This window comes from Lysobacter sp. TAB13 (genome assembly GCF_052113885.1).
GTDB classification, from domain to species: domain Bacteria; phylum Pseudomonadota; class Gammaproteobacteria; order Xanthomonadales; family Xanthomonadaceae; genus Lysobacter; species Lysobacter gummosus.
Genome location: NZ_JBFRDR010000004.1, coordinates 247,468 through 263,444 on the forward strand (window position 1 = coordinate 247,468; position 15,977 = coordinate 263,444).

Here is a 15,977-nt window from a genome sequence, read left to right on the forward strand (position 1 = left end):
GCACTGGGCGGCCCTGATTCGTTCGCATCCTGATCGCTTAGCTGCGATCCATCACCACTTGTACCCGACCTTCGCATAAGCGAACGCACCGTTGAACCCGAACGGCGAATTGCCGCTGTACGGCAACTGCCCGCTCTCGCTGTTGGCGTAAATGGATTCGTCCGGGTATTCGTTGAGCACGTTGTCGCCGCCGACGGTGAACTCCCAACCGTCGATAGCGTAAGTGGCGGCCAGATCCAACGTCCACTTCGCCGCGTAAGTCTGATCGCGCACGCCGCTGGGATCGTCGTTGAAGGTGTGGAACTCGCCGTAACGCGTCGCGGTGGCGTCGAAGCGCCACGGGCCGGTGTTCCAGCTGCCGCCGAGGAAGAACTTGTCGCGCGGCGCGCCCTGGGTGATGCGGCCTTGTTCGACCCGGCCGATGCGCTGCAGGTTCAGACCGCCGGCGGTGAGTTCCGGCGGATTGGCGGCGATGCGTTCCAGCGTGGTCTTGTTGTGGTTGTAGCCGCCGGTGAGATCCAGCGTGCCGTTGCCGAGCGTCCACTTGTAGCTGCCGACGATGTCGATGCCGCGCGTGCGGGTATCGACCGCGTTGGTGAAGTAGCGACCGCCGTTGATGCCGGGATAGCCGCGCGCTTCCAGGAAGCTCGCCACCGCCGGGCCGCGCAGGTTTTCCGAGAGGATGATGCGGTCGTCCACGTCCACCTGATAAGCATCGACGGTGATGTACAGGCCTTCCACCGGCTGCAGCACCAGGCCCAGGCCGATGTTGGTGGATTCCTCGGCCTTCAGCGGCTCGGCGCCGAGCGCGATCGCGGCCGGATCGTCGACGGCGAAGGTGCGGACCTGGAACGGGTTGGGATCGCCGAGCACGATCACCGTCTGCGTGGACTGATAGAACTGCTGCTGCAGCGACGGCGCGCGGAAACCGGTCGAGACCGTGCCGCGCAACGCCACCTTGTCGGTGAAGGCATAGCGCGCCGACAGCTTGCCGGAGGTGGTTTCGCCGAAATCGCTGTAGCTCTCGTAGCGCGCGGCGGCGCCGAGCGAGAGCTTGTCGGTCACGTCGGTTTCCACGTCGGCGTAGAACGAATAGCTGTGGCGATCGCGGCGGCTGGCGTCGGACGGGGTGAAGCCGGGGAACACCTGCGCGCCCGGCGCGCCGGGTTCGGGGCCGGCGACGTAGGAGGCGAGTTCGCCCGCGCTCTGGTTGAATTTCTCGCCGCGCCATTCCGCGCCGAAGGCGAAGGTGAGCGGGTACTTCAGCCAGCCCACGTCGAAGGCCTTGTTGAAGTCGGCGTTGAGCACGTTCTGGGTGACTTCCAGCGCGCCGATATAGAAATCGTGCGGCGAGGCGACGCCCAGGGTGCGGTTCAAGCTGTTGCGCACGTCGAAGTCGAGCTGGTTCTGGCCGTAGTTGTAGCTCAGGTCGAGATTCCAGCCGCCGCCGGTCTGGCCGCGCAGTCCCAGCACCAGCGCGCGGTCCTTGCTGACGTTGTCGATCTGCGGCAGGAAGCCGTTCGGATACACCGACAAAATGTTGTTCGCGTTGCCGGGTGCGCGAAAATAGCCGTTGGAAATCGCGCGGCGGCGGCTGGCGGTGCCGAAGGAATAGAACTCCACGCCCTCGGCGGCTTTGTACTGCGCGTTGTAGGCCACCGCGGCCTGATCGATTTCCGGATCGCCGTAACGATGCACGACCTTGCCCGGCGGATTGCTGGTCGGGGTGACCGGGCCCAGGTACGGCCGGGCGCGGTCGGTGTTGTCGCTGTGGCCGCCCTGCGCCGACAGATGCACGCTGCCGTTCTCGCCGAGCTTGAAGCCGGCGTCGCCGGACAACTGATACTGCTTGCCGTCGCCGGCGCTGAACTGGCCATAGCGCGCGGCGATGCTGCCGCCTTCGCCGGAACCCTTCAGCACGATGTTGATGACGCCGGCGATCGCATCGGAGCCGTACTGCGCCGAGGCGCCGTCGCGCAGCACTTCCACGCGCTCGATCGCGGCGATCGGGATCGCGTTGAGATCCACCGGCGAGGAGCCGCGGCCGATGCTGTCGTTGAGGTTGATCAGGGACGTGGTGTGGCGGCGCTTGCCGTTGACCAGCACCAGCACCTGGTCCGGCGCCAGTCCGCGCAACTGCGCCGGACGCACCGCGTCGGTGGCGTCGGTGATGGCCGGGCGCGGGAAGTTCAGCGAGGGCAGGGCGCGGGCCAGGGCGGTGGCCAGTTCGACCGTGCCGGTGGACTCCAGGGTCTGCGGGGTGATGATGTCGATCGGCGCGGTGGACTCGGCCACGGTGCGGTCGGACACGCGGGTGCCGGTGACGATCAGGGTGTCGAGGTTGGTCGGATTCGAGGCCGGGGCCTCGGGGGCGCCGGCGTCCTGGGCCCAGGCGGGCGAGCTGGCGAGGGCGATCGATACGGCGGTGCTGAGCAGGGACAGGCGGCGGGACATGGACACTCCGGGCGGTCGAACGGGGGACGTCAGGGCGAGCGCGGCCGCCACGGCCGGCGCGAGGGGCGCTTTGCCGCGGGAGGCGATCTCGTTGACGCGTGGGGGCGGTCTGAGGCCGACGTTCCGATTATTCGACGGCCGCCCCGGCCGCGGCCGAACTTGTCCTCATGAGCAAATACCGATCAGTCATGCGACCATATCCGCATGATTTCTTTCCGTGATTTCGCCATGCGGCGCGGCGAACGCCTGCTGCTGTCCAACGTAGACCTGACCCTGCACGCCGGCTGGCGGGTGGGCGTGATCGGCCGTAACGGCACCGGCAAGTCCTCGCTGTTCGCGGCGATCCAGGGCGAAGTCGAGGCCGACCGCGGCGATATCGACGTGCCCAACCGGGTGCGCATCGCCAGCGTGGCGCAGGAAACCCCGGCCCTGGACGACCCGGCGCTGGACTTCGTCCTGTCCGGCGACGCCAACGTCTACAAGGTCATCGTCGCCGAGCGCGAAGCGGTCGAGCGCGAGGACTGGGAGGCGGTCGCCGAGGCCCATCACCAGCTCGAAGAACTGGGCGGCTACGACGCCACCGCGCGCGCCGGCAAGCTGCTGCACGGCCTGGGCTTCAGCGCCGACACCCACGAACGCGCGGTCAAGGAATTCTCCGGTGGCTGGCGCGTGCGCCTGAACCTGGCGCGCGCGCTGATGACGCCGTCGGACCTGCTGCTGCTCGACGAACCGACCAACCACTTGGACCTGGACGCGGTGCTGTGGCTGGAGCAATGGCTGCTGAAGTACCCGGGCACCTTGCTGCTGATCTCGCACGACCGCGAGTTCCTCGACGAAGTCACCACCCACACCCTGCATCTGCACGACGGCAAGGCCAAGCTCTACACCGGCGACTACACCGCCTTCGAGCGCCAGCGCGCCGAGCACCTGCGCCTGCAGCAGATCACCCATGAAAAGCAGCAGGCCGAGCGCGCCCATCTGCAGAGCTTCATCGACCGCTTCAGCGCCAGCGCGGCCAAGGCCAAGCAGGCGCAGTCGCGGGTCAAGCGCCTGGCCAAGATGGTCGGCACCGAGGCGGTGCGGCAGGAACGCGCGCTGCGCATCGAATTCCCGGCCCCGACCAAGCTGCCGCACGCGCTGCTGCGCCTGATCCACGCCGATTGCGGCTACGGCGATCACGTCGTCCTCGACGATGTCAGCTTCATCCTCGAAGCCGGCGACCGCATCGCCCTGCTCGGTCCCAACGGCGCGGGTAAATCCACGCTGGTGAAATCGCTGGTCGGCGAGCTGGAACTGCTGACCGGCGAGCGCGGCGGCCATCCGGACCTGCGCATCGGCTACTTCGCCCAGCACACGGTCGAATCGCTGCACGAGGGCGTGAGCCCCATCGACCATCTGGCCGAGATCGCGCCGGGGGTGTCGACGCAGCAACTGCGCGACTTCCTCGGCAAGTGGAATTTCCCCGGCGACCGCGCCTTCGAATCGGTCGATGGTTTCTCCGGCGGCGAACGCGCGCGCCTGGCCCTGGCGATGATCGCCTGGCGCAAGCCGAACGTGCTGCTGCTGGACGAACCTACTAACCACCTGGACCTGGACGTGCGCGAAGCGCTGGCCGAAGCGCTGTCGGATTTCGACGGCGCGATCGTGCTGGTCTCGCACGATCGCCACCTCATCGGCCTGGTCTGCGAAACCTTCTGGCGCGTGGCCGATGGCGTGGCGCAGCCGTTCGACGGCGACCTCGACGCCTACGCGGTGTGGCTGCGCACGCGCGACAACAGCAACGACGGCAAGGGCGCGGCCGCGGCCAAGGCCGCCGCGCAGGCCACCGCCGCGGGCAAGGCGGCGCCGGCCGGCAAGGGCGCGCGCAAGGCCAATCCGCACAAGCTGGCCGAAGCCGAAAAGCGCATGGCCGAGTTGGAATCCAAGTTGCACACGCTGGACATGGATCTGGCCGATCCGACCAAGTACGCCGGCGGCGGCGACAACGCGGCCGAGCTGGCCAAGCAGCGCGAACAGGTCGCGGCCGAACTGGTCAAGGCCGAGGCGGAGTGGATGGCGTTGTACGACGCGGCTTGAGGTTGTCGGCGAAGAGCAAATCCCCCTAGCCCCCTTTCAAAGGGAAGGGACTGGGGGGGAACAACAAGGCCGGTGTCGCTAAATCGAAGCGCCTCACCACTACGCCCGTCCACGGATTCGTGGCGAACGGTTCCCTTTGAAAAAGTGGGCTGGCGCTTGCGTAGCCCGCCTCAGATGAAAACGTCTGTGCCGGGGGATTTTCTTTGGCTTTTCGCCACGACGGCCACTCCGATGAACAGGCGCAGTCCCTAGCGAGTTACCCGGCCTTGAGCTAGATTCCCGCGCGAAGACAGTTCGGCCGCGACAGGGTTGTCGCCGCCAGGAAGGCGCTTGCCGTCCAGGACGATGGGCTTCGATCTCAGGGGAATCACAGATGCAAGCAAGGAAGAGCCTGCTGGCCGCTTCGATCATTGCCGTGGCCGGCGTTTCGATGGCGTCGTTCATCGGCGCAGGGATCACCGAGCAATCCTCGGCCGCGCCGCAGTCCGGGCAGACCGCGGCGACAACGCTGGATCCCTCCGAGCGCCACCCCGCGTCTCCCAGGTCCGCCGCCGATGAGCCGGTGCCGCTCGCGTTGAGCCTTCAAGGCGAAATCGCCGGATTGGCTTCCGGAGCATCGGCGACGGCGACTGTGGTGATCGGCGATCGCAGCTATCCGGCGACGGTGCAGGGCAATAGCTATGCCGCGGACTTCATCGCGTTGAACGCGGACGAAATGGTCGTGGTCGAGGTCGCATCCACGCGCGCCCGCTATCGTTCGATCCTCGGCAGCGCCGGCCGTTTGGCGATCGCCGCCGGCGGCGATGGCAACGTGACTGTGGCCGAACGTTCCTCGCTGCGCGTCTCGCCTTACAGCAGCGCATTGGCCTGGATGGTGCGCGTCGGCTTGGGTGGTCGCGATGCGGTGTCGGATGCCGAGTTCGAGAACGTCACCCGTTCCATCGTCGGTTCGCATATGGCCATCGCGGCGTATCTGCTCAATGGCTGGAGCACCGGCAGCATCGCCCTTCCGCTGGGTTATCAGGACGGTCAGCAAGTGTTGGAGACGCCGGCTGCGTACGCACAGGCCGCGTCGATCAACACGAGTCTGGCGATGGCCTATCTGTTCGATCAGGCCGACAACGTGCCGTTGACCGCGCTCGAGCAATTGCCCGATGCGTTGGCCATGCTCGGCCCGATTCCGCTCAACGAACCGGCGATGTCGGTGTCCGACCTGCAGATGCTGTATCGGCAAAGCGACGGCAGCTACGCCTTGTTCGAAGAAGAGCCTCTGATCGTGCATCCGCGTTACACCGCGACCTTGACCGCGCAGGGTGGCGTCGCGCTGGCGCCGCAGGGCGATGCCGGCACCCGTAACGTGCTGCGCTATCTGCCGATTCGGCCGTCCGAGCAGTTGCCCGTGCATCGGGTTTCGCATGGTCATGTGCTGCGTCGTCTGGTCGTGGGCGAGGTCTACAGCCTGTGGGCTTCGCGCTCGGTCTGGCTCGACAGTCACCATTCCTCGGCCGGCGATTACGAACAGGAAAACACCGAGTATTCGATGTGGTCGGCGTTCGATACGAAAGCCGTCTCGGCGGCGAATTCGTGGCGCCCGTTGTTCGGCGATGAGTTCGAAAGCCAGACGACGAGGTATTGGCTGCCGGCGGCGTGCAGCACCAGCCGGCGCGCGGCGCATCTGCCGGCTTTCGGCAAGTGCGCGCAGCTGGAGCACTGGTTCCGCTTCAATCTCGGCGGCTACGGCAACGGCTATAGCTACAACGGGGAGACCTTCGACGATCACATGCAACCGGTGCTCTCGAACGGATCGCGCACCTTCAGCTATCAGATCAACCCGGACGGTGGCTTGCAGGTTTCGCTGAACTACAACGCCGAGCAGCCGACGGTCAGCACCACGTTCTGGCGCTATGAGGCCGGTACGCAGGAGCGGCGACCGGTGATCTATCTTGCGCAAATCGTCGGCGCCAGTTTCGTCGGCGCCAGCATGGCGATGACCCCGCAGTACGACTTTTACTTCACTAATCCGGCGGGATCGTGGCGCGGTCCGAGTACGCAGGCTCGGTTGGCGGCGTATCCGGCTCCGACCAGTCAGTTCGAAATCCGGCGTTTCACCAATAACACCGGGCGCGACGTGACGATTACCGCCTCCGGCAGCGAGCCGTTCGTTCCGGGCACCTGGAGGTCGGTGCTTGGGAGCGTGGCCGATTATCAGTATGCGGCGAAGTTCCCCAGTTCTCCGCTGACGCGTGCCGCGAACGACTGCCAGAGCGCCTTCGCCACCGGCGCGACCGTTTGCGCGCCCAGCCGAGTGCGTTATTTCAAGGCGTTACAGCGGGTCGGCGCGCGCTGGTACGGCGTGGTGGACTTCTACTCCAACAGCCTGCTAGTCCCCGCCGACCACACCGGGCCTCTGGAAGTGCAGGTGCTGGATTCGCGCGCCGATTACATCGAGTGCGTCGCCGGCTCTTGTCTGTCCTCGGTGCCGCCCGCCGCGCCCTGAGTTCGGTCGGCGACTCTTCCCATCGGCTCTGTCCCTTCCTGCAACCGGAAGGGCAGGGTCGGTGGCGATCGGATGCAGGCATGTCCGGTTCGGCTAGCCCGATCTGGGGGCGGTCCGGCGGCGAAATGGGCCGATTGCGCTTGTATCGGCTCCATCTCGCCCCAAACTGTCCACCTTCGCCGTCCTGAACACAGCCATCGCCATGCCCATCTACGCCTTCCAGTGCAGCGCCTGCGGCCACAGCTTCGACCGCCTGCAGAAGCTGTCCGACGCCGACCCGACCATCTGCCCCGAATGCGGCGCCGAGAAGGTCGGCCGCCAGCTGACCGCGCCGCAGTTCCGCCTGGCCGGCGGCGGCTGGTACGAGACCGATTTCAAGAAGGACGGCGACAAGAAGCGCAATCTGGCCGGCGAGGGCAGCTCGGGCGGTTCGTCTTCGTCCGCCGCGGCCTCCGGCGGCGACAGCAAGCCGGCCGAGAAGAAGGCCGACAGCAAGCCCGAGAAAAAGGCCGAATCGGCGCCGGCGAGCAAGCCGGCCACGGGCGGCGGAGCGGCCTGAACCTTCGGCGCTGAGCCGTCGATGTGATTGTGAAAGGGCGCCGGAAGGCGCCCTTTCTGTTTTGGGGGACTCGCCCGCCCTTGAGCGACGTCCTTTCAAGTCCGTCATTCCCGCGAACGCGGGCTCCGCTTTACTTCGGCGGAGCCGAACATCCAGCGACTTTCGTCCAGACCGCGGCAAGACACTGGATTTCCGCGTTCGCGGGAATGACGGCTTGGGGGAACGGTCCTTATTTCCCATCGCTCTCAAAAGACGCCGCCAGAGCCTTTTGTGGGAGGGCCTTCAGGCCCGACGCTTTCGGCTCCGATCGCCGCGGCGGACGGAAAAGCCTCGGCCCCAAGGCCCTCCCACCAGATCAGCCGAACCCCCGGTGCGCTGCCGGTGCTCTAGAATGTCCGGTCCCGGCCCCCGGCCGGTGAGGCGATCCGGCCCGGCCACCCGCCGCGGCCCGGTCCATCAGCCTGCTGCATCCCCCACGATTCACAGATCCACCTATCGGAGCTTCCATGCGTACCCACTTCTGCGGCCTCGTCGATGAGGCGCTGATCGGCCAGACCGTCACCTTGTGCGGCTGGGTCAACACCAATCGCGTCCAGAGCCACGTGGTGTTCACCGATCTGCGAGATCACGAAGGCGTGGTGCAGATCGTGGTCGATTCGGACATGGCCGACCTGTTCAAGACCGCCAGCGACCTGAGCGTGGAAAGCTGCGTGCGCGTCACCGGCACCGTGCGCGCGCGCGGCGCGGCCAACGACAAGATCCGCAGCGGCAAGGTCGAAGTGCTGCCGAGTTCGATCGAAGTGCTCAACAAGGCCGAGCCGCTGCCGTTCCACGCCCACGAGAACGCCGGCGAAGAAACCCGCCTGACCTACCGCTACCTGGACCTGCGCCGCCCGGAAATGCAGAAGATGATGCGCACCCGCATCCGTCTGGTGCAGTCGCTGCGTCGCTGGCTCGACGCGCGCGGCTTCCAGGACATCGAAACCCCGATCCTGACCAAGGCCACGCCCGAAGGCGCGCGCGACTTCCTGGTCCCGGCGCGCATGCATCCGGGCGAGTTCTACGCGCTGCCGCAGTCGCCGCAGCTGTTCAAGCAGATCCTGATGGTGGCCGGCTTCGACCGTTACTACCAGATCGCGCGCTGCTTCCGCGACGAAGCGCTGCGCGCCGACCGCCAGCTCGAATTCACCCAGCTCGACATGGAGTTCGCCTGGGTGTCCGAGCGCGACGTGCAGGACACGGTCGAGGACATGATCCGGGTGGTGTTCAAGGAAAGCATCGACGTCGAACTCGATGCGCAGTTCCCGCGCATGACCTACGCCGAAGCCATGCGTCGCTATGGTTCGGACAAGCCCGACCTGCGCATCGATCTGGAATTCGTCGATATCTCCGAACTGGTCAAGACCTGCGAATTCAAGGTCTTCACCGATTGGGCCAACCACGCTGACGGCCGCGTGATCGCGCTGCGGGCGCCGGGCGCGGGCGCGTTCTCGCGCAAGCAGATCGACGAAGCCGGCGCGCACGCGGCCAAGTACGGCGCCAAGGGCCTGGCGTGGATGAAGATCGAAGACGCCGGCAAGGGCCGCGAGAGCATCAACTCGCCGATCGCGAAGTTCCTCGACGACGCGACGCTGGCGAAGATCGTCGAAGCCACCGGCGCGCAGAGCGGCGATGCGATCTTCTTCGGCGCGGCCGACTACAAGACCGCGAGCGACTTCATGGGCGCGCTGCGCTTGAAGTTGGGTAAGGATTTGAATCTGGTCGGCGAAGGCTGGAAGCCGCTGTGGGTCACCGACTTCCCGATGTTCGAATGGGACGAAGAGGCGCAGCGCTACGTCGCCCTGCATCACCCCTTCACCGCGCCGGCGGTGGACGACATCGCCGACCTGCGCGCCAACGCCAAGACCGCGGTGTCGCGCGGCTACGACATGGTGCTCAACGGCAACGAGATCGGCGGCGGTTCGATCCGCATCCATCGTCCGCAGATGCAGTCGGCGGTGTTCGATCTGCTCGGTATCGGCGCGGAGGAAGCCGAGGCGAAGTTCGGCTTCCTGCTCGACGCTTTGAAGTACGGCGCGCCGCCGCACGGCGGCATCGCCTTCGGTATCGACCGCATCGCCGCGCTGATGGCCGGCACCGAATCGATCCGCGACGTGATCGCGTTCCCGAAGACCACGACCGCGCAATGCCTGATGACTGGCGCGCCGTCGCCGATTCCGGACGCGCAGCTGGCGGAAGTGCATGTGATGGTGCGGCCGAAGAAAGATTCGGCTTGAGATCGGCTTGATCTGAGCTGGATAGGCGCATCGACCCGGCTTCGCGCCGGGTCGATGCATTTGAGGGGATCGGTTTGGTTCCGATCCGTTGGCATGTCGATGAATTTCGTTCCATGCGAGGCCTTATGAGCAGCGAAATCCCGCAGTTTTCGATCCGCCGCGCCGGCGTCGCCGACGCCGCGACCGTGGCCGATATCGCCACGCGCACGTTCGTGGAGACTTTCGGCGCCATGTATCCGCCGGAGGATCTGGAGTTTTTCCTGCGCGACAGTTATTCGATCGAGAAGCAGACGATCATCCTGTCGCATCCGGACTACGCGATTTTCCTGCTGGAGCGCGACGGCGTCGTCGTCGGCCACGCCGCCGCGGGCCCCTGCGGCCTGCCGCATCCGCAGGTGGCGCCGGGCGATGGCGAATTGAAGCGTCTGTACCTGCTGCGCGAGGCGCAGAACGGCGGCTGGGGCGCGCGTTTGTTCGAGACGGTGCTGGAATGGCTGCTACGCGATGGGCCGCGCACGTTGTGGATCGGGGTGTGGTCGGAGAATTTCGGGGCGCAGCGGTTTTATGCGCGCTATGGGTTTGAGCGGGTGGGTGAGTACGAGTTCATTGTGGGTGGTACTCACGACCACGAGTTTATTTTGCGAAGAGGCGCGGCGGGCTGAAGCGGTTGCCCTTGCCGAGATTTTGCTCCGTCTTGGCTTAGCTCTGCGGTTGCAGTTGCAGTTGCAGTTGCCAAGATTTTGCTTTGCCTTTGCCTTTGCCTTTGTTTTTGCCGTTGCTGGGCGCAGCTTGTAACTCGCGAGACCAGGGACACCCGGAGGGCGGCGCACATGGACGTGCGCCGGGTGCCACCTTGGGCAGGATGCCCAATGTGGCACCTGCCTGCGCAAGCACCGCACTCGTGGCTTTTGATTCGAAACAGCCCAAAGCCTTTTCTTTGGTTACTTTCTTTGTGGCTTTGGACAAAGAAAGTGACCCGCCGCTCTATGGCGGAAGCGTTTAGCGTTTGATCTTGCTTGAGGCTTTTGATCTTGCTCGAAGCTTCTGATCTTGCTTGAAGCTTCTAAGAGCCCAACGTCCTTGATCGAAACAACTAGGCCTGCGCACTCCCTCCTATCGTCATTCCCGCGAAAGCGGGAATCCAGGGCCTTTCGTGCGAGAACGCTTGAAGTCGCTGGATTCCCGCCTTCGCGGGAATGACGAGCAAAAAGCAGAAGCCTCAAGCAAGAGCAAGAGCAAGGGCAAGAGCAAGAGCGAAAGCAAGATCAAACGCCTAAAGCTTCCGCCATAGAGCGGCGGGTCACTTTCTTTGTCCAAAGCCACAAAGAAAGTAACCAAAGAAAACGCTTTGGCTGTTTCGAGTCAAGAGCCACGAGTGCGATGCTAGCGCGGGCAGGTCCCGCAGTGGGCATCCTGCCCACGGCGGGACCCGGCGCACGTCCATGTGCGCCGCCCTCCGGGTGTCCCTGGTCTCGCGAGTTACTAGCGGCGCCCAGCAACGGCAAAGGCGAAGACGAAGCCAAAGCCAAAGCCAAAGCAATGCCAAAGCTAGAGCTGGAAGCGGGGCAAAAAAAGCAAGAAACAGAGCAAGAGCCAGAGCAAATTTCCTCGCCAGCAGCGCTCACACCGCCCACTCGATCCCCAAAACAAAACGGCCCCGCCTCGCCATCGCGAAGCAGGGCCGTGCGTCCGACGACGTCAGCCAATCAGACCATCAACGCCCGTCGAGCAACACGTTCAACGTCGTGGCATCCAACGCCCCGCGCTTCTGCCCGAGCTTGAGCAACATCGCCTCCAGATCCCCCGCCGCCGCCGACGTGCGCGTAGTCGCCGTCGCCGACTTGAGATCGCTGGCCGGCGCGGTGTCGATCCGCACCTGCCGGCCCTTGATCACCAACGGCTGCGGCCTGCTCTTGGCCGACGAACCGCCGACATGCTCGATCAGGATGCCGTTGTAGCCCAGGATCGGCTCGGCCGCCGCGCCGGATTTGGCCGGGGCCGCCAGCGCGTCGGTCAGGCGGGTTTCGATCGCGCGCATCGACGCGGCGTCGGTGACGGTGACCACCGGGTTCGGACGGCCCGAATACACCAGGTAGGTGATCTGCAATCCCGGCGCCTCGGCCGCCAGGGCCAGGGCCGGCGCGGACAGCAACGCCAACGCGGCGATCAGAGTCTTGAGCAAACGCTTGTGCATGGTTCCTCCGTGAGCCGCTGGCTTATTAGTTGACTTGTTCATGACCGCTGCCCTCGATGCTGTCGGACCACACGCGGTAGAAACCGCAGAAATCCGTGTACGGGCCGCGATTGGCGGTGCGCGGATCGGTGATTTCGTTGCCGGAGTTGTCGCGGTTGGTGGCCGCGGTGCTGCCGGGTTTGTGCGTCCATTTGCCGTTGGCGTCGCGACGGTACCAGTGGTAGTCGTAGTTGGGCCCGACCACCAGCGCGGAAATGTTCTTGTAGCTGCTGGCGTTGATCAGGGAGTCGGCGACCGGTTCCAGGCCGTCGCGCTCGGCCGCCGCGCGCACCGCCGTGCAGGTCAGCGAGGTGTACATGCCGCCGGCCGCGCGCCCGGGCTGGGCGAAGGTGTTGGTGCCCTTGTTGTTGGCGTAGTTGTAGCAGTTGTTGTTGCGCTGGCGCGTGCTGCCGTCGTTCCAGTAGGTCGGCTGGAAGTTGGTGCGGCCGGCGAACATGATGTCGCCCAGGCCGCCGGTGGCGTCGGCCGGCAACGCGCGGTTGTAGACCAGCACTTCGTCGACGCGATCGCTGAAGCGATACGACGGCGTGCTCATGTGTCCGCCGATCTGGAACGGCAGCACGGTGTTGTCGATGTTGGCCAGCATCGGCGAGGGCTGTGCGGTGGTGCGGCGGCCGTCGATGTAGAACGAGATGGTGTACGGCGCGCTGCTGCGGTTGACCACCGCGGCGATGTGATGCCAGCGGTTGGGCGCCATGATCAGACTGCCGTCGGAGACGTAGTTGGCCCAGGTGGTGCCGTCGTTGAGTTGCAGCAGCACGTTGCGGCCTTGATCGACGCCGAACGCGTAGCCGCGGCCGCTGCCGCCGCCGCGGTTCTCGATCACGGTCTTCACTCCGGACGAGCCCGGCGCGGCCATGCGGATCCACGCGGCGAGGGTGAAGCTGCCGGTGCCGAAGTTGAGGTTCGAGGAATTGGGAACCTCCACATACTTGCCGCCGCTCAGGTCGGCCGAAGTGTTCAGCCAGCCCCACGACGAGGCCGATCCGCCCAGCACGGTGCCGTTGCGGCCGTAGCCGCTGGTGTCGTAAGCGGTGGTGCCCGACAGGTCCAGATGCCATTCGCCGACCAGGCCATTGGTGACCCGCGGCGGCGCTGCGTGTGCGGCGAGGCAGGGCGCGAGCGCGAGGCTCAACGCCAGAAACCACGACGATCGATTCATACCGACTCCCTGGTGATCGCCCTCGTTGGGCGTGGCCGGAATCTAGAAGCCGGCCGCGGCCGCAAACGTGACTGCGCACGCGGATCGCGGCGGCGTCATCGCACGGTCTTATGGCGTTTTCGGCTTATGTGAGCGGCGGCGTCTTCGGAGCGGAACTCGGGCGTGAACGCCTGCGCGCCGGCAGGGGCGACGGCGCTTGGCCTCAGCCGAAACTGCGCATGAAGCTGCGCAGTTGTTTGCGCATCTGCGACACGTCATGGCTCAGGCCCGGGTCGCCGGGAATCTGCTCGCAGCGGCAATCGATGCGGCCCTGGCTGATCAGCTTGTCCGGCGCCCAGCGCAGCAGCAGCGGGTAGTCGTGTTCAAGCTGGGTTTCGAGCCGGTCGAAATACAGATGGATGGGATTGATCAACGACACGTGCCGTCGCGGATGGCAGGAAGCCGGCGCCGCGGAGTACATCGCCACCGCCGCCAGCAAGGCCGAGGCGAGGACGTTGACGATGGGCAGTGCAGGGTGGCTGTGGGCCATTACGCGTTGCCGTCGGCGGGGGAGTGGCGCGCATCCTGAAGCGGGCGCCGCCCCCGAATAATTGCGCGCCGTCACACTAGTAAGGGTTTGCTGTTTCTGGCGTGTGTTTAATTGACGCGCATCACTCTTTTATTTGTCCAATTTTTTCCAAAGGGCTTGACTGGTTTCATTTGCTACAAAGCTTCGTGACGGCGGTCATCCACCGTCTCGCCGAGACCGGTGCGTGTTGTCATCGAACTGTGATCGAACTTCGGCTTGGCTGACCGTTTGTAACCGTCCCGCCCCGAATCCGCCCGTGCGATCCGGGACGAAACCGCGAGCCGGCGCCCGCGCAGGGCGCCGGCTCGCGACAAGGTCAGCGGGCCGCGGTGACGGTCACCGTACCCAAGGGCAGGCGGCCGCTGGTGTCGCGGCCGCTGTTCTGCGCGGCGATGCCGGGACGGCCGGCGGCGGTGTCGGCGATCGCCAGACGCAGCGAGTAACTGCCCGGTGCGAGCGTGGCCGGCACCGTCGCGGTGCGATCGAGCAGGCTGGGCGCGGCGCCCGGCAACAAGGTGTTCAAGGGATAGTCGAAAGCGGCCTTGGCGCGGGTGGTGCCGCCGGCATCGACCCAGTGCAGCTCGGTCTGATACAGGTGATACAGCGGCGCCGAACCGGTGTTCTCCACGCTCAGCTTGAGCGGGATCGAAGCGCCGGCGCGCATGCTGTCGGGCCAGTTGACCTGACGCACGGTGAACTCGTAGCCCAGCGCGCGCTTGATCGTGCGCATCTGGCTGGCGTAACCGGCGGTCTCGTGCTGGCCGGCCGGGCCGAGCCAGGTGAAGTGGTAGTCCTTGAGCATCTTGACGATGTTGGCGGTGCGCGAGGTCCAGGTTTTCTTCTGATCGGCGTAGGGGCTTTCGCCGCCGATCGGATTGGATTTCCAGTTATCGCGCGCGGCCGGGACTTCGTTGCGGAAACCCCATTCCAGATTCCACCAGCCGGTGTCGTCGCAGCGCGGCATCTTCGGGCTGTAGGCGCTGCACATGGCGGTGAAGGAGGGGAAGAAATCCTCGCTGATGCCGAAGGTCGTGCCGCCCAGGTCGCTGGCGCGCGCGTAGCGCGTGTGCACCGGCGTCTGCACGAACGCGGCCGCGTAGGCGTCGCGCACGATCTGGCGGGTGGTCGCGTCCGGTTCCCAGGCTTCGCAGCCGGAGGTGTGCCATTCGCCCCAGAAGCCGAGCAGGCCGACATGGATCGCGGTGATGCGCGGATCGCCGTCGTAGCGTTGGCCGAAGGCGGTCACGAACTGGCGCAACTGCTCGCGCATCTGCGGCGTGTTGTATTCCGGCGCGCGGCCCGGGCCGTCGCCGCCGCAACTGGTGTAGTCGTGGCCGACGACGTTGACCGGCGAGAGTTCGAGGAACTTCGGATAGTCGCGTTCGAGCTGGCCTTCGGTCTTGTTGAAATAGAAGCTGATGTTGTTGCTGACGCCGTCGGGATAGTCCGCGACCGGGCGCAGGACGAAGGTCGCCTTCGGGTTCTCGGCCAGGATCGGCGCGAGGTGGCGCTGTTCGAAACCGGCCCAGTCGAACTGCTGGTCGGCGGTCTCGATCTCGCGCCACGGCACGTAGATCTGGTACATCGACGCGCCGTAGTGATTGTCCGGCAGGCCGCCGTCGGCGCCGACGGTGGTTCCCCACAGCAGGAAGCCGCGATGCGGGTTGGGCAGATCGTCGCTGCTCTGCGCCGGGCGCAGTTCGCCGGCGTGGGCGAGCGGCGCGGACAGCATCGCGAGCGCGGCCACGGCGGCCGAAGCCAGAACGGTCAGGACGGGTGAGGCGGGGTGTCGCGGGCTCATGCGCAGTACTCAGGCCAGGGGTGGCGCGAATCCTGGCGCTTGTGCGCGCGGGCAAACGGACCTGAATCACGCTATGCAGGGTTTATCGTTCTTTACCTTTCGTCTTGCAGGTATTCGTCACTATTTCAATCGAGATGTGATGGGTTTGTTGCCGAATTTGTTTCGTTTTGTAGCGCGGCCTGCAAGCCGGGTGCACCGGCCGGGCTGAAGTCTAGGGGCGATTCGGCGCTGCGAGTGCGGTGAAACTGTGCGATTGCTGCCTGCCACGGCACCGCCGACAGCCGGGTCTGACGGCGCGCCGCGACGATCCGTCCGCGCTCGACCGATGCG

At 65.7% G+C, this 15,977-nt stretch carries 11 protein-coding genes; 5 read left to right on the forward strand and 6 right to left on the reverse strand.

All coding sequences use genetic code 11. The annotated features are described in order from the left end of the window. Window positions 1–51: 51 nt before the first annotated feature. Window positions 52–2,454 (reverse strand): TonB-dependent receptor plug domain-containing protein, encoded by a 2,403-nt coding sequence (locus tag AB4Y92_RS07195; RefSeq protein ID WP_441818993.1) that lies wholly within the window; start codon window positions 2,452–2,454, stop codon window positions 52–54. A 204-nt stretch (window positions 2,455–2,658) separates the two neighbouring features. Between AB4Y92_RS07195 and AB4Y92_RS07200 the strand changes: the two genes are divergently transcribed. The 3 genes from AB4Y92_RS07200 to AB4Y92_RS07210 all read left to right on the forward strand — a co-directional run bounded on the left by AB4Y92_RS07200 (window position 2,659) and on the right by AB4Y92_RS07210 (window position 7,586). Then, window positions 2,659–4,530 carry an ABC-F family ATP-binding cassette domain-containing protein gene (locus AB4Y92_RS07200; RefSeq protein ID WP_441818994.1) on the forward strand — a complete coding sequence of 624 codons (1,872 nt, stop codon included), beginning with the start codon at window positions 2,659–2,661 and terminating at the stop codon, window positions 4,528–4,530. A gap of 373 nt (window positions 4,531–4,903) precedes the next feature. Next, entirely contained in the window at window positions 4,904–7,027 is a 2,124-nt protein-coding gene (locus AB4Y92_RS07205; protein WP_441818995.1) for a hypothetical protein, read from the forward strand. 202 nt (window positions 7,028–7,229) lie between these two features. Beyond that, window positions 7,230–7,586: an FmdB family zinc ribbon protein gene (locus AB4Y92_RS07210; RefSeq protein ID WP_441818996.1), complete on the forward strand. Its 357-nt coding sequence runs from the start codon at window positions 7,230–7,232 to the stop codon at window positions 7,584–7,586. Between the two features lie 245 nt (window positions 7,587–7,831). Here the strand turns inward: AB4Y92_RS07210 and AB4Y92_RS07215 are convergent, their stop codons facing one another. Continuing rightward, a complete protein-coding gene (locus AB4Y92_RS07215) occupies window positions 7,832–7,945 on the reverse strand; it encodes a DUF6053 domain-containing protein (RefSeq protein WP_441819066.1) in 114 nt (37 codons plus the stop codon). A gap of 147 nt (window positions 7,946–8,092) precedes the next feature. Here AB4Y92_RS07215 and aspS point away from each other — a divergent pair, with 147 nt between their 5' ends. After that, window positions 8,093–9,862, forward strand: a complete 1,770-nt coding sequence (aspS, locus tag AB4Y92_RS07220; RefSeq protein ID WP_441818997.1) for an aspartate--tRNA ligase — start codon at window positions 8,093–8,095, stop codon at window positions 9,860–9,862. Window positions 9,863–9,987: 125 nt separating this feature from the next. Then, on the forward strand, window positions 9,988–10,524 hold the full coding sequence (locus tag AB4Y92_RS07225) for a GNAT family N-acetyltransferase (protein ID WP_441819067.1): 537 nt from the start codon (window positions 9,988–9,990) through the stop codon (window positions 10,522–10,524). Window positions 10,525–11,576: 1,052 nt separating this feature from the next. Here AB4Y92_RS07225 and AB4Y92_RS07230 read toward each other — a convergent pair. The 4 genes from AB4Y92_RS07230 to AB4Y92_RS07245 all read right to left on the reverse strand — a co-directional run bounded on the left by AB4Y92_RS07230 (window position 11,577) and on the right by AB4Y92_RS07245 (window position 15,647). Beyond that, window positions 11,577–12,056, reverse strand: coding sequence for a hypothetical protein (locus AB4Y92_RS07230; RefSeq protein WP_441818998.1), 480 nt, complete (start codon window positions 12,054–12,056; stop codon window positions 11,577–11,579). Window positions 12,057–12,081: 25 nt separating this feature from the next. Beyond that, complete coding sequence (locus AB4Y92_RS07235; RefSeq protein ID WP_441818999.1) at window positions 12,082–13,278, reverse strand: LamG domain-containing protein; 1,197 nt, start codon at window positions 13,276–13,278, stop codon at window positions 12,082–12,084. A gap of 202 nt (window positions 13,279–13,480) precedes the next feature. Continuing rightward, complete coding sequence (locus tag AB4Y92_RS07240) at window positions 13,481–13,807, reverse strand: hypothetical protein (protein WP_441819000.1); 327 nt, start codon at window positions 13,805–13,807, stop codon at window positions 13,481–13,483. Window positions 13,808–14,162: 355 nt separating this feature from the next. Beyond that, a complete protein-coding gene (locus AB4Y92_RS07245; protein ID WP_441819001.1) occupies window positions 14,163–15,647 on the reverse strand; it encodes a DUF4832 domain-containing protein in 1,485 nt (494 codons plus the stop codon). Between the last annotated feature and the right edge of the window lie 330 nt (window positions 15,648–15,977).